At 55.8% G+C, this 13,178-nt stretch carries 11 protein-coding genes and 1 riboswitch; of the genes, 7 read left to right on the plus strand and 4 right to left on the minus strand.

The features are described from left to right. Positions 1 to 8 precede the first annotated feature (8 nt). On the plus strand, positions 9 to 1,229 hold the full coding sequence (locus ACUTSW_RS24365) for an argininosuccinate synthase (protein ID WP_004953146.1): 1,221 nt from the start codon (positions 9 to 11) through the stop codon (positions 1,227 to 1,229). A gap of 198 nt (positions 1,230 to 1,427) precedes the next feature. Next, positions 1,428 to 2,801, plus strand: coding sequence for an argininosuccinate lyase (gene argH, locus ACUTSW_RS24370; RefSeq protein WP_445585537.1), 1,374 nt, complete (start codon positions 1,428 to 1,430; stop codon positions 2,799 to 2,801). A 63-nt stretch (positions 2,802 to 2,864) separates the two neighbouring features. Here argH and ACUTSW_RS24375 read toward each other — a convergent pair whose 3' ends face one another. Both ACUTSW_RS24375 and ACUTSW_RS24380 read right to left on the minus strand, forming a co-directional pair. Next, positions 2,865 to 4,313, minus strand: coding sequence for a dihydrolipoyl dehydrogenase (locus ACUTSW_RS24375; RefSeq protein WP_445585538.1), 1,449 nt, complete (start codon positions 4,311 to 4,313; stop codon positions 2,865 to 2,867). 78 nt (positions 4,314 to 4,391) lie between these two features. After that, complete coding sequence (locus tag ACUTSW_RS24380) at positions 4,392 to 5,123, minus strand: glutathione peroxidase (RefSeq protein ID WP_004953139.1); 732 nt, start codon at positions 5,121 to 5,123, stop codon at positions 4,392 to 4,394. Positions 5,124 to 5,273: 150 nt separating this feature from the next. Here ACUTSW_RS24380 and oxyR point away from each other — a divergent pair, with 150 nt between their 5' ends. Further along, complete coding sequence (gene oxyR / locus ACUTSW_RS24385) at positions 5,274 to 6,191, plus strand: DNA-binding transcriptional regulator OxyR (RefSeq protein ID WP_013814983.1); 918 nt, start codon at positions 5,274 to 5,276, stop codon at positions 6,189 to 6,191. On the opposite strand, the gene sthA is transcribed toward oxyR, so the two are convergent. Beyond that, complete coding sequence (gene sthA, locus ACUTSW_RS24390; protein WP_062869041.1) at positions 6,174 to 7,571, minus strand: Si-specific NAD(P)(+) transhydrogenase; 1,398 nt, start codon at positions 7,569 to 7,571, stop codon at positions 6,174 to 6,176. The genes oxyR and sthA overlap by 18 nt on opposite strands. Positions 7,572 to 7,787: 216 nt before the next feature. On the opposite strand from sthA, the gene fabR reads away from it, so the two are divergent. Together fabR and ACUTSW_RS24400 are read left to right on the plus strand one after the other, a co-directional pair. Continuing rightward, the gene (fabR, locus tag ACUTSW_RS24395) at positions 7,788 to 8,420 is read left to right on the plus strand and encodes an HTH-type transcriptional repressor FabR (RefSeq protein WP_006317771.1); all 633 of its coding nucleotides are present in this window, start codon (positions 7,788 to 7,790) and stop codon (positions 8,418 to 8,420) included. 12 nt (positions 8,421 to 8,432) lie between these two features. After that, the gene (locus ACUTSW_RS24400) at positions 8,433 to 8,801 is read left to right on the plus strand and encodes a YijD family membrane protein (protein WP_006328796.1); all 369 of its coding nucleotides are present in this window, start codon (positions 8,433 to 8,435) and stop codon (positions 8,799 to 8,801) included. Positions 8,802 to 8,839: 38 nt separating this feature from the next. Here ACUTSW_RS24400 and trmA read toward each other — a convergent pair whose 3' ends face one another. Continuing rightward, a complete protein-coding gene (trmA, locus tag ACUTSW_RS24405; RefSeq protein WP_445585539.1) occupies positions 8,840 to 9,943 on the minus strand; it encodes a tRNA (uridine(54)-C5)-methyltransferase TrmA in 1,104 nt (367 codons plus the stop codon). A gap of 120 nt (positions 9,944 to 10,063) precedes the next feature. After that, positions 10,064 to 10,275: riboswitch (cobalamin riboswitch) on the plus strand. Between the two features lie 68 nt (positions 10,276 to 10,343). On the opposite strand from trmA, the gene btuB reads away from it, so the two are divergent. Continuing rightward, positions 10,344 to 12,236: a TonB-dependent vitamin B12 receptor BtuB gene (btuB, locus tag ACUTSW_RS24410; protein ID WP_445585540.1), complete on the plus strand. Its 1,893-nt coding sequence runs from the start codon at positions 10,344 to 10,346 to the stop codon at positions 12,234 to 12,236. Continuing rightward, entirely contained in the window at positions 12,181 to 13,044 is an 864-nt protein-coding gene (murI, locus tag ACUTSW_RS24415) for a glutamate racemase (protein ID WP_020457658.1), read from the plus strand. Before btuB ends, murI begins: the two co-directional genes overlap by 56 nt. The last annotated feature ends 134 nt before the right edge of the window (positions 13,045 to 13,178 follow it).

Here is a 13,178-nt window from a genome sequence, read left to right on the forward strand (position 1 = left end):
AAAAGACCATGCAAAACCAAGGCATCAAAAAAATCGTTCTGGCGTACTCTGGCGGCCTGGATACTTCGGCCATCATTCCTTGGCTGAAAGAAAACTACGGCGGCTGCGAAGTGGTGGCGTTCGTGGCGGATATCGGCCAGGAGCGCAGCGATCTGGAAGGCGTGGAGCAAAAAGCCCTGCAATCCGGTGCCTCTGAGTGTCACGTGGTTGATCTGCGTGAAGAATTCATCCGCGATTACGTTTATCCGGTTCTGCAGACCGGTGCGCTGTATGAAGGCAGCTACCTGTTGGGCACTTCAATGGCGCGCCCGATTATCGCTAAAGCGCAGGTTGAGCTGGCGTTGAAGGTCGGCGCTGATGCGCTGTGCCACGGTGCAACCGGCAAAGGCAATGACCAGGTGCGTTTCGAAACCACCTACACCGCGCTGGCGCCACACCTGAAAGTGGTTGCGCCTTGGCGTGAGTGGAACCTGCGTTCCCGTGAAGCGCTGCTGGATTACCTGAAAGAGCGCAATATCCCAACGACGGCGTCGCTGGAAAAAATCTACAGCCGCGACGAAAACGCCTGGCATATCTCTACCGAAGGCGGCGTGCTGGAAAGCCCGTGGAATGCCCCGAACAAAGACTGCTGGGTTTGGACCGTAGATCCGCAGGAAGCGCCGGACCAGCCTGAGCAAGTGACCATCACCGTAGAAAAAGGCCGCGTTGTGGCGGTTAACGGTGAAGCCTTGAGCCCATACAAATGTCTGGAAACCCTGAACGTGCTGGGCGCCAAACATGGCGTGGGCCGGATCGACATCGTGGAAAACCGTCTGGTAGGCATCAAATCTCGCGGTTGCTACGAAACTCCGGGCGGCACCATCATGGTGGCGGCACTGCGCGGCGTTGAGCAACTGGTTCTGGATCGCGACAGCTTCAAATGGCGTGAGCAGTTGGGTCTGGAAATGTCCTACGTGGTGTACGACGGCCGCTGGTTTGCTCCGCTGCGTCGTTCTCTGCAGGCCTCTGCAGAAGCGCTGGCCGAAGAAGTGAACGGCGAAGTGGTGCTGCAGCTGTACAAAGGCCAGGTGACGGCGATTCAGAAGAAATCCGCCAACAGCCTGTACTCTGAAGAGTTTGCGACCTTTGGCGAAGATGAGGTTTACGATCACAGCCACGCGGGCGGCTTTATCCGCCTGTTCTCGCTCTCTTCACGCATTCGCGCGTTGAACGAGAAAAAGAACAAGTAATTTCATTATTCGGCGTGACTTGTTAAGGGCGCAGCGTGCTGCGCCTTTTCGTATAAAATTTATACCCTAAATAATTCGAGTTTCAGGAAGGCGGCACGAGCAAGAGTCCCGATGAGCTTACATCGGTAAGTGATTCGGGTGAGCGCTCGCAGCCAACGCACCTGCTGCTCGAAGTATGACGGGTACAGGAGTAAAGGTATGGCACTTTGGGGCGGACGGTTCAGTCAGGCGGCAGATCAGCGGTTCAAACAGTTAAACGACTCTCTGCGCTTTGATTATCGCCTGGCGGAACAGGACATTGTTGGCTCTGTGGCCTGGTCGAAAGCGCTGGTCACCGTCAACGTGCTGACGGCAACCGAGCAGCAACAGCTTGAGCAGGCCTTGAGCGTGCTGTTGGAAGAGGTACAGGCCAACCCTCAGGCGATTGTCAGCAGCGATGCGGAAGATATTCACAGCTGGGTGGAGCAGAAGCTGATCGACAAAGTCGGCGATCTGGGCAAGAAGCTGCATACCGGCCGTAGCCGTAACGATCAGGTCGCGACCGATCTGAAACTGTGGTGCAAACAGCAAATCGGCGAACTGCATCAGGCCATCGTGCAACTGCAGCAGGCGCTGGTGGAAACTGCCGAAGCCAATCAGGATGCGGTGATGCCGGGTTATACCCACTTGCAGCGCGCGCAACCGGTCACTTTCGCCCACTGGTGTTTGGCCTACGTGGAAATGCTGGCGCGCGATGAAAGCCGCCTGCAAGATACGCTCAAGCGCCTGGACGTCAGCCCGCTGGGCAGCGGCGCATTGGCCGGTACCGCTTATCCGATCGATCGTGAGCAGCTTGCCGGTTGGTTGGGTTTTGCCTCGGCCACCCGCAACAGCCTGGACAGCGTTTCCGACCGCGACCACGTGCTGGAGCTGCTGTCGAATGCCTCCATCAGCATGGTGCATCTGTCGCGCTTTGCCGAAGACCTGATCTTCTTCAACAGCGGCGAAGCGGCGTTTGTCGATCTGTCCGACCGCGTAACCTCCGGCTCTTCGTTGATGCCGCAGAAGAAAAACCCGGATGCGTTGGAACTGATCCGCGGCAAATGCGGCCGTGTACAGGGCGCATTGACCGGCATGATGATGACGCTGAAAGGCTTGCCGCTGGCGTATAACAAAGACATGCAGGAAGACAAGGAAGGGCTGTTCGACGCACTGGATACCTGGATGGATTGCCTGCAGATGGCGGCGCTGGTGCTGGACGGCATTCAGGTGAAACGCCCACGCTGCAAAGAGGCGGCTGAGCAGGGTTACGCCAACTCGACCGAACTGGCGGACTATCTGGTCGCCAAAGGCGTGCCGTTCCGTGAGGCGCACCATATCGTCGGTGAAGCGGTGGTAGAAGCCATCCAACAGGGCAAGGCGCTTGAGGCGCTGACGCTGACCGAATTGCAGAAGTTCAGTGCGGTGATTGGCGACGACGTGTACCCGATTCTGGCGCTGCAATCTTGCCTGGACAAGCGTTCGGCCAAGGGCGGGGTTTCTCCTCAGCAGGTCGCCAGCGCGATCGCCGAAGCGAAACAGCGGTTGTTTTAAGTTAAGTTAGCCGGTTCATAAAGGCGCGGTTCACAGTGTGAGCCGCGCTTTTTTTATGGTGGTTTACTCGCCCGGGCAGCGCTGGCAGCGTTCCGCCTCGGCCTTACCCAGTTTGAGCTTGGCCTGCAGGTCGCGCAGTGCGGTGCGCAAGCCTTCTTCGATCACCGGGTGGTAGAACGGCATATCCAGCATTTGGTTGATGGTCATCTGCTGCTGATGCGCCCAGGCCAGCAGGTGAGCGATATGCTCCACGTCCGGCCCCATCATTTCCGCACCCAGGAAACGCCCGGTGCCTTGCTCGCCGTAGACGTGCAAGAGGCCTTTATTACGCAGCATCACGCGAGAGCGCCCCTGATTCTCGAACGAAACCTCGCCGATGTCGAAGCAGCCGCAAGCGCTGAATTTCTCGTTCAGTTCGCGGAAAGTCGAACCGATCATGGCTATCTGCGGATCGGAGAATACGACCGAAATCGCGCTGCGGCGCAGGCCTGGGGTGATTTCCGGGAAGCTGCCGGCGTTGGCCCCGGCAATGCGTGCCTGATCGCTGGCCTCATGCAGCAGCGGCAGCTGGTTGCTGGCGTCGCCGGCGATGAAAATATGCGGCACGTTGGTTTGCAGGGTCAAACGGTCGGCCTGCGGCACGCCTCGAGCGTCGAGTTTGAGGCCGGTGTTTTCCAGGCCCAGCTTATCGACGTTCGGCTTGCGGCCGGTGGCGGCCAGTACGTAATCCACCATGATTTCCTGCGGCTGACTCTGCAGATCCTGGTAGCGGATAAACACCTTGTCGCCTTCGCGCTGCATCATCTCGACCTTTACGTCGGCATCAAGATAAAACTCTTCGCCCAGGGCTTTGGCGGCATAGCTGCGCACTGCACCGTCGGTTAATGGGCCGACGGCGCCGCCGACGCCAAACACTTTGGTGTCGACGCCCAGGCGGTGCAGTGCCTGACCCAGCTCCAGGCCAATGACACCCGGGCCAAACACCGCGACGGACTGCGGCAAATCGTCCCAGTTAAACACGTCGTCATTGACGATCAGCCGGTCGCCCAGTGCATTCCATGCTGCCGGCCAGCTTGGGCGGGAACCGGTGGCGATAACGATCCGCTGCGCCACGATGCGCGTGTGTTCATCGACCTGCAGGGTATTGTCGTCGATAAAGCGGGCGTAGCCGTGAATCTTGTCGGCGGCCGGGATCTCGTCGACGCCTTCCAGCACAAAGCCGACAAAGCGGTCACGCTCGCGTTTGACGCGGTCCATCACTTCACGGCCGTTAACGGTGGTTTTACCGGCGGGATACACGCCAAAGCCGGGTGCGCGCTCGATTTGATGCACCGCTTCGGCGGCGGCGATCAGCAATTTGGATGGCATGCAGCCAACGCGTGCGCAGGTGGTGCCATAAGGCCCGCCTTCGATCATCACCACGCTGGGGGTAGAAAGTTTGGCAGCGCGATAGGCGCCCAGACCGGCGGTGCCGCCGCCGATAACCGCGACGTCAACATTCAACTGTTTCATATCCGCTCCTGAAAGGTAAAAAAAAAGGGCGGGCCGGAGCCCGCCAAAGTTCACGTTGTCTTCGTTATTATTGATTAATCAGGCTGACAGGAAATTTTCCAGGTCATCGCTGCCGCCGATGTGACGGCCGCCGATAAACACCTGAGGTACAGTGGCGCGGCCGCTGACGGCACGCAGGCTGACGGTGGTGGCGTCTTTGCCCAGCACGATTTCTTCATACTGGATACCGCGTTCTTGCAGCATCTGTTTGGCTTTGGCGCAGAACGGGCAGCCAGGCTTGGTGAACAGCGAAACCGATTCCTGCACTTTGAATTCCGGCGCCAGGTATTTCAGCATGGTGTCGGCGTCAGAGACTTCAAACGGGTCGCCCGGTTTGTTGGGCTCGACGAACATTTTTTCCACCACGCCGTTGCGCACCAGCATCGAGTAACGCCATGAACGTGGACCGAAGCCCAGATCGGCTTTCTCGACCAGCATGTTCATGCCTTTGGTGAACTCTCCGTTGCCGTCCGGCACGAAGGTGATGTTTTCCGCGTGCTGATCGGCTTTCCAGGCGTTCATCACGAAGGTATCGTTCACCGAGACGCACAAGATGCTGTCAACGCCGTGCTGTTTGAACACGCTGGACAGCTCGTTGTAGCGTGGCAAATGGCTGGAAGAGCAGGTCGGGGTAAACGCGCCCGGCAGAGAAAATACGATGACGGTTTTATCTTTGAACAGGTCATTGGTGGTGACATCAATCCATTGGTCGCCCTGACGGGTGTGGAAAGTAACCTGAGGAACTTTTTTGCCTTCTTGGCTGGTAAACATGGATTAACCCCTTAATTAGGAAAATAATTTTTGGCTGTTAGCGCTGTATCGCTTCGTTGGGACACATTATTGACGTCGGGGCTTGATAGATCTAATCGCTCATTGCTATCTTATCTATCGCCATGAGCTATCATGGTCTGGAGGGAAAAAATGAATATTCGTGATTTAGAGTACCTGGTCGCCTTGGCCGAGCATCGGCATTTCCGCCGTGCCGCCGATTCATGCCATGTTAGCCAACCCACGCTCAGTGGGCAGATCCGCAAGCTGGAAGACGAACTGGGCGTGATGCTGCTCGAACGTACCAGCCGCAAGGTGTTATTCACCCAGGCGGGCTTGTTGCTGGTGGAGCAGGCGCGTACCGTGCTGCGCGAAGTCAAAGTCCTGAAAGAGATGGCCAGCCAACAAGGGGAAGCGATGTCAGGGCCGCTGCATATCGGCTTGATCCCTACCGTTGGGCCTTATTTGCTGCCACAGATCATTCCTACCCTGCATAAAACCTTTCCCAAGCTGGAAATGTACCTGCATGAAGCGCAGACCCATCAACTGCTGGCGCAACTCGACAGCGGCAAGCTGGACTGCGCCATTCTGGCGCTGGTGAAGGAAACGGAAGCCTTTATCGAAGTGCCGCTATTTGATGAGCCGATGAAACTGGCGGTGTATTCCGATCACCCATGGGCGCAGCGCGATCGCGTAGCGATGCCGGATTTGGCGGGCGAAAAACTGCTGATGCTGGAAGATGGCCACTGCCTGCGCGACCAGGCGATGGGTTTTTGCTTCCAGGCGGGGGCGGACGAGGATACTCACTTCCGCGCGACCAGTCTGGAAACGCTGCGCAATATGGTGGCGGCAGGCAGCGGCATTACCCTGTTGCCAACGCTTGCGGTACCGCCGCAGCGTGAGCGAGACGGCGTCTGCTACCTCGACTGTTATAAACCGGAACCGAAGCGCACCATTGCGCTGGTGTACCGCCCCGGCTCCCCATTGCGCAGTCGTTATGAGCAATTGGCCGAGGCGATCCGCGAGCACATGCAGAACTACTTCAGTACCACGTTAAAACAGGCGGTTTAAGCCGTTTAGCGCTGCCACCCGGTAGGCTTCGGCCATGGTCGGATAGTTGAAGGTCGTATTAACGAAATATTCGATAGTATTGCCTTCACCTTTCTGTTCCATGATCGCCTGGCCGATGTGGATGATCTCCGCCGCACGCTCGCCGAAGCAGTGGATCCCGAGGATCTGCAGGGTGTCGCGATGGAACAGGATCTTCAGGCTGCCGACGTTCATCCCGGCAATCTGCGCACGTGCGAGATGCTTGAACTGGGCGCGGCCCACTTCATACGGCACTTTCATTGCTGTCAGTTCCTGCTCGGTTTTACCGACGGAGCTGATTTCCGGAATGGTGTAGATACCGGTCGGAATGTCTTCGATCAGATGCCCGCTGGCTTCGCCGGAGGCGATCGCCTGTGCGGCTATGCGGCCCTGATCGTAAGCGGCGGATGCCAGGCTCGGATAACCAATCACGTCACCCACGGCGTAAATGTGCGCCAGCGCGGTCTGGTACATGCTGTTCACTTTCAGCAGGCCGCGGCTGTCTGACTCCAGACCGACATTCTCCAGCCCGAGTGAATCGGTGTTACCGGTACGCCCGTTGGCGTACAGCAGGCAATCCGCTTTCACTTTCTTGCCGGATTTCAGGTGAACAATCACGCCGTCTTCGGTGCCTTCGATCTTCTCGAACTCTTCGTTGTGACGGATCACCACGCCATTGTTCCAGAAGTGGTATGACAGCGAGTCCGACATTTCCTGATCGAGGAATGCCAGCAGGCGATCGCGGGTGTTGATCAGATCCACCTTCACGTTCAGGCCACGGAAGATCGACGCGTATTCACAGCCGATCACCCCGGCACCGTAAATGATCACATGGCGCGGTTCGTGGCTCAGTTCGAGAATGGAATCGCTGTCATAGATGCGCGGATGATTGAAGTCGACGCTGGCCGGGTGGTAAGGGCGCGAGCCGCAGGCGATCACGATATGATCGGCGCGGATGGTGTCCTGGGTGCCATCCATGTAGCTGACGCTGACGGTGTTGGCGTCGATAAAGCGCGCATCGCCGGCAAACAGTTTGCACTGGTTGCGTTCATAGAAACCCTGGCGCATTCGGGTTTGCTGATTAATGACGTTATCGGCGTGGCGTAAAATGTCAGGGAAGGTTGCACTGAGCGTGCGTGAATTATTGTAAAGCGGGTTCTGGTTGAATTCGATAATGCGGCTGACGGCGTGGCGGAGGGCTTTGGACGGTATGGTACCCCAATGAGTACATCCGCCGCCCACATTATTGTACCGTTCGATAACGGCCACGCGGGCGCCCTGTTTCACCAGCCCCATAGCGGCACCTTCACCACCAGGGCCCGAGCCAATTACAATGGCATCAAATTGATAGTGCTGTTGCATGTAGGAGAGACCTGTTTTTATACAAAATTACAACGGTATCTTAACATCATAGCGCTGAGCGCCCAATCACCATTAGGCTTTTTGAGGCAAAGCACAAATGGTACAGGCTGAAACTGTGACAGGACGCGTTTGTATAAATGCTGTTGCAATAAAATTTGCTATATTGCCGACTCCACGGCGTTAGACTCAATGAATGGATCTTATCTGGATATGCATATGGGCGTCAGAGCACAACAAAAAGAACGGACTCGTCGTTCCCTCATTGAGGCGGCATTCAGCCAGCTAAGCGCCGAACGCAGCTTTGCCAGCCTGAGTTTGCGCGAAGTCTCACGCGAGGCGGGCATCGCGCCAACGTCATTTTACCGCCACTTCCGTGATGTGGACGAGCTTGGGCTAACCATGGTCGATGAGAGTGGCCTGATGCTGCGCCAACTGATGCGGCAGGCGCGCCAGCGTATCGCCAAGGGCGGCAGTGTGATCCGCACCTCGGTCTCCACCTTTATGGAGTTTATCGGCAATAACCCCAACGCCTTCCGCCTGTTGTTGCGTGAGCGTTCCGGTACCTCGGCCGCCTTCCGTGCGGCGGTGGCGCGCGAGATCCAACATTTTATCGCCGAACTGGCGGATTACCTTGAGCTGGAAAACCATATGCCGCGCAGCTTCACCGAAGCGCAGGCGGAAGCCATGGTGACTATCGTGTTCAGCGCCGGCGCCGAAGCGCTGGATATTGACATCGACCAACGGCGTCGGCTTGAGGAACGTTTAGTGTTGCAACTGCGGATGATTTCCAAGGGCGCTTATTACTGGTATCGCCGCGAGCAAGAAAAAGCTTCTGTGTCCCACGTATAAAGGTAGAAAATGATGGAAAAATCAGGCCGTGAGAATGGCACTTTACTGCTGGCGTTGATTGCCGGCCTTTCAATCAACGGTTCGTTTGCCGCGTTGTTCAGCTCGGTAGTGCCGTTTTCTATTTTCCCGATAATCGCTTTGGCTCTGGCGGTGTACTGCCTGCACCAACGTTATCAGCACCGCGCCATGCCGGATGGCATGCCGAAACTGGCCGCAGCCTGTTTCCTGTTGGGGGTGTTGTTATACAGTGCGATCGTGCGTGCGGAATACCCGCAGATTGGCTCTAACTTCTTGCCTGCGATTGTCGCAGTGGCGCTGGTGCTCTGGATTGGCGTGAAGCTGAAGGCGCGCAAGGCGCTGGAGGGGAATACGCAGGCATAAAGGTTGGGCAGGGGCGCAGCAACGGCGCCCCTGTCAGGTTAAACGCGTTTTTCCAACAGCACACCGCATTCCATATGATGGGTGTACGGGAACTGATCAAACAGTGCCAGACGACTGACGCGGTGAGTCTCCTGCAGCGTTTCCAGATTGGCGCACAGCGTTTCCGGGTTGCATGAGATATACAAAATACGCGGATAGGCTTGCACCATTTTTACCGTTTCATCGTCCAGCCCGCTGCGCGGCGGATCGACAAAAATGGTTTCGCAGTTATAGCTGCTCAGATCGATACCTTTCAGCCGGTTAAACTCCCGTACCCCGTTCATCGCCTGGGTAAAATCTTCTGCCGCCATGCGGATAATTTGCACGTTATCGATATGGTTGGCCGCAATGTTGTACTGCGCCGCCGCGACCGAAGGTTTGGCTATTTCGGTGGCCAACACCCGCTCGAAATTACGCGCCAACGCCAGCGAGAAGTTACCGTTGCCGCAGTAGAGTTCCAGCAAATCGCCTTGAGAACCTGCCGTTACGTCCAGCGCCCACTCCAGCATCTGTATGTTCATTGCCGCGTTCGGCTGGGTGAAGCTGTTTTCCACCTGGCGGTAGATCATATCGCGTCCGGCGACCGGCAGGACTTCGTCTACATAATCCTGATCCAGCATGATTTTCATTTTCGATGCGCGGCCAATCAGCTGCAAATCAAAGCCCTGTGCGCGCAGGCTATCACGCAGCTTTTCCGCCTGTTGTTGCCAGGCCTCATCCAGTTTGCGGTGATACAGCAGCGAAGCAATGATTTTGCCGCTGCGGGTCGACAGATAGTCAATCTGGAACAGCTTGTGGCGCAGGATGGGCTCTGGCTTGATAGCGGCGATCAGTGCGCTCATCAGGCGGTTAATCAATTCGCTGGCGGCCGGGAAACGATCGACGCGGATACGTTGCTTGGTCTGCTGGTCAAACATGATGTGATACATCTCGTCTTCATCATGCCAGATGCGGAATTCGGCGCGCATACGGTAATGTTCGACTTGCGAGCGGAACACTTCCGGCTCGGGTGCCGTGAACGGTGACATCAGCGTCTTCAGCCGGGCAGTTTTCTCCGCCAGTTGGTCATCGTAACGTTCAATAGGCAAATTCTCGGGCGTCATGTTTCTTCTCGTCAGGCAAATTTGATCAGCGGGGATTGTAGGGAATCAGCCCGTGAAGTCCAGTTTTGTCGTGTTTATTATTTGTAACATTAGTGGAAGTCTAGACATCTATTTACATTGATCGTAGCATTGCCGTCCGGCCTCAAGCAGCGAGTGAAAAGGGAATCCGGTGTGAATCCGGAGCTGACGCGCAGCGGTAAGGGGAAGTCACGGCGATAGCGTTTTTACGCAGACACTGTCCACTGCAGGATGGGAAGTCATCGCCTGGTGCAGGTTGCCTGTGCAACTTGTAACTCCCAAGCCCGAAGACCTGCCGGTATTACGTCGCAATGTCCGTGGCCGTCGCGAATTACCGGCCATGATCCTGCGGCATCCGCCAATTAAGTTTGGATGCTTTTTCATGACAATTACAAAAAATACGCTGCTGATGGTGGTTTCCTCCGTCACGGCTTTTTCTGGATGGGCGCAAGACAACACCACAGCCAATAACAGCGATAACCTGGTGGTTACCGCCAACCGCTTCCCGCAGCCGGTTTCTTCCGTGCTGGCGCCAATCTCTGTTGTTACCCGTGATGATATCGACCGCTGGCAGGCCAAAAGCCTGACCGACGTGATGCGTCGTTTGCCGGGCGTGGATATTGCGCAAAACGGCGGTTTGGGGCAGCAAAGCTCGCTGTTTATCCGTGGTACCAACTCCAGTCATGTGTTGGTGCTGATTGACGGCATTCGCCTTAATCAGGCTGGCGTCAGCGGCTCTTCCGACCTCAGCCAGATCCCGATCTCGCTGGTGCAAAAAGTCGAATATATCCGCGGGCCGCGTTCGGCAGCGTACGGATCTGATGCCATCGGCGGGGTGGTCAACATTATTACCACCCGCGAGAAGAATGGCACCACGCTTTCCGCCGGCGTCGGTTCCAATGGCTATCAGGCTTACGATGCGTCTACTCAGCAACAACTGGGCGAGCGTACGGTAGCGACGGTTGCAGGCAACTATACCTATACCAAAGGCTATGATGTGGTGGCCAACCTGCCGGACAGTTTCGGCAACCCGGCGCAATCCGACCGCGACGGTTTCATGAGCAAGTCTCTGTATGGCGGCATAGATCATAAGTTTAATGATGTGTTCAGCGGTTTTGTTCGTGGCTACGGTTATGACAACCGTACGGCTTATGACGGTAATTACAGTTATTCTGACTCGGCCCATTTAGATGCACTGCCTGATACTCGTCAGCTCTATAGCCAAAGTTGGGATAGTGGCCTGCGTTACCAGGACGGTATTTATGCCAGTCAGCTAATTGCCAGCTATAGCCACAGTAAAGACTATAACTATGATCCCAAGTATGGTCCTTATTCTGCTTCTGCAACCTTGGATGATTCCACACAATATAATGTGCAGTGGGGCAATACGTTCCAGGTTGCCAAGGGCAATATCAGTACGGGTATCGATTGGCAGGATCAGAAAATTGAGCCAGGCACAGCTTACATTACCGATAGCAAGAGCCAGCGTAATACCGGGGTTTATCTGACGGGGCAGCAACAAATTGATGCCTTTACTCTGGAAGGGGCTGTACGCGGTGACGATAACTCGCAATTTGGCTGGCACGGTACCTGGCAAACCAGTGCTGCTTGGGAGTTTGTTGAGGGTTATCGCGCGATTGCTTCGTATGGCACTGCGTTTAAAGCACCGAATCTGGGGCAACAATACGGTAGCTTTGGCGGCAACCCGGATTTGAAACCGGAAGAAAGTAAACAGTGGGAAGGTGGTTTTGAGGGATTAACCGGGCCGGTTACCTGGCGTGTCACCGGGTATCGTAACGATATAGATAACTTGATCGGCTATGCATCCAGCGGTTCTGGTTCTGCTTACTACAACGTCAATAAAGCAACCATTAAAGGTGTTGAAGCTACGGCTTCCTTTGATACCGGGCCGTTGAGCCACCAAATTGGTTATGACTATGTTGATCCACGTAATGCAAAAACCAACGAAGTGTTGCTGCGTCGTGCCAAGCAGCAGGTAAAATATGAGCTGGACTGGCAGGTATATGACTTCGATTGGGCTGTAACCTACCATTATCTGGGTGAACGCTACGATGGCGACTACAGTGGTTACACTACACGAACAGTTAAACTCGGCGGCGTCAGCCTGTGGGATCTCGCAGTTTCGTATCCGGTCACATCTCATCTGACAGTTCGTGGTAGAATTGCCAACCTGTTTGATAAAGATTATGAGACGGCTTATGGCTACGCTACTCCAGGAAGAGAATACTACCTCACTGGAAGCTATACCTTCTAACACCACCGCGACGCCCCGCCCGACGGTGCTGGTATTTGATTCCGGCGTCGGCGGGCTGTCGGTGTATCAGGAGGTTCGGCAGTTGCTGCCGGACCTTCACTATATCTATGCCTTCGATAACGTGGCGTTCCCCTACGGCGAGAAATCCGAAGAGTTTATCGTTGAACGCGTGCTGGAGATTGTCAGCGCGGTACAACAGCGGCATCCTCTGGCGATTGTCGTCATCGCCTGTAATACCGCCAGTACCGTATCGCTACCGGCGCTGCGCGAGCGCTTTACCTTCCCGGTAGTGGGCGTAGTGCCCGCGATTAAACCTGCTGCCCGCCTGACCGCCAATGGCGTTGTCGGGCTGTTGGCTACCCGGGGTACCGTACAGCGCACCTATACCCATGAGTTGATTGCCCGCTTCGCTACCGATTGCAAGATCGAGCTATTGGGATCTTCAGAGCTGGTGGAACTGGCGGAAGCCAAGCTGCACGGTGAAGCCGTACCGCTGGCCACGCTGAAGAAAATTCTGCATCCATGGCTGAGCATGCGCGAGCCGCCGGATACCGTGGTACTCGGTTGCACCCACTTCCCTTTATTAGCCGAAGAGTTAATGCAGGTGTTGCCTGAGGGAACCCGACTGGTGGATTCCGGTGCGGCTATTGCTCGTCGCACCGCTTGGCTTATTTCTTCGCAGGAAAATCTGGTGTCGACTCAGGAAGATAATCTGGCGTATTGCATGGCGTTGAATGAAGACACTGACGCTTTATTGCCCGTTTTGCAGGGGTATGGCTTTAAATCGTTGAAAAAACTGCCTCTTTGACAGGGTTTTGGTTAAACATTCAACGGTTGGAAAAAATATTGAAATTAGGGGTTGCGGGCTTCTGAGAACTCCCTATAATGCGCCTCCACTGACCGGGAACAACGACTCCTCTAACGAGAACCAGTCGCCCAGCC

It is taken from the genome of Serratia sp. TSA_198.1, assembly GCF_052686505.1.

Excerpts from the sequence above, each read along its gene's own strand:
- murI (WP_020457658.1), top strand. The coding sequence starts at position 12,181 with ATGGCTACGCTACTCCAGGAAGAGAATACTACCTCACTGGAAGCTATA.
- ACUTSW_RS24400 (WP_006328796.1), top strand. The coding sequence starts at position 8,433 with ATGGAAAAATCAGGCCGTGAGAATGGCACTTTACTGCTGGCGTTGATT.
- fabR (WP_006317771.1), top strand. The coding sequence starts at position 7,788 with ATGGGCGTCAGAGCACAACAAAAAGAACGGACTCGTCGTTCCCTCATT.
- ACUTSW_RS24365 (WP_004953146.1), top strand. The coding sequence starts at position 9 with ATGCAAAACCAAGGCATCAAAAAAATCGTTCTGGCGTACTCTGGCGGC.
- argH (WP_445585537.1), top strand. The coding sequence starts at position 1,428 with ATGGCACTTTGGGGCGGACGGTTCAGTCAGGCGGCAGATCAGCGGTTC.
- ACUTSW_RS24375 (WP_445585538.1), bottom strand. The coding sequence starts at position 4,313 with ATGAAACAGTTGAATGTTGACGTCGCGGTTATCGGCGGCGGCACCGCC.
- sthA (WP_062869041.1), bottom strand. The coding sequence starts at position 7,571 with ATGCAACAGCACTATCAATTTGATGCCATTGTAATTGGCTCGGGCCCT.
- ACUTSW_RS24380 (WP_004953139.1), bottom strand. The coding sequence starts at position 5,123 with ATGTTTACCAGCCAAGAAGGCAAAAAAGTTCCTCAGGTTACTTTCCAC.
- trmA (WP_445585539.1), bottom strand. The coding sequence starts at position 9,943 with ATGACGCCCGAGAATTTGCCTATTGAACGTTACGATGACCAACTGGCG.
- btuB (WP_445585540.1), top strand. The coding sequence starts at position 10,344 with ATGACAATTACAAAAAATACGCTGCTGATGGTGGTTTCCTCCGTCACG.
- oxyR (WP_013814983.1), top strand. The coding sequence starts at position 5,274 with ATGAATATTCGTGATTTAGAGTACCTGGTCGCCTTGGCCGAGCATCGG.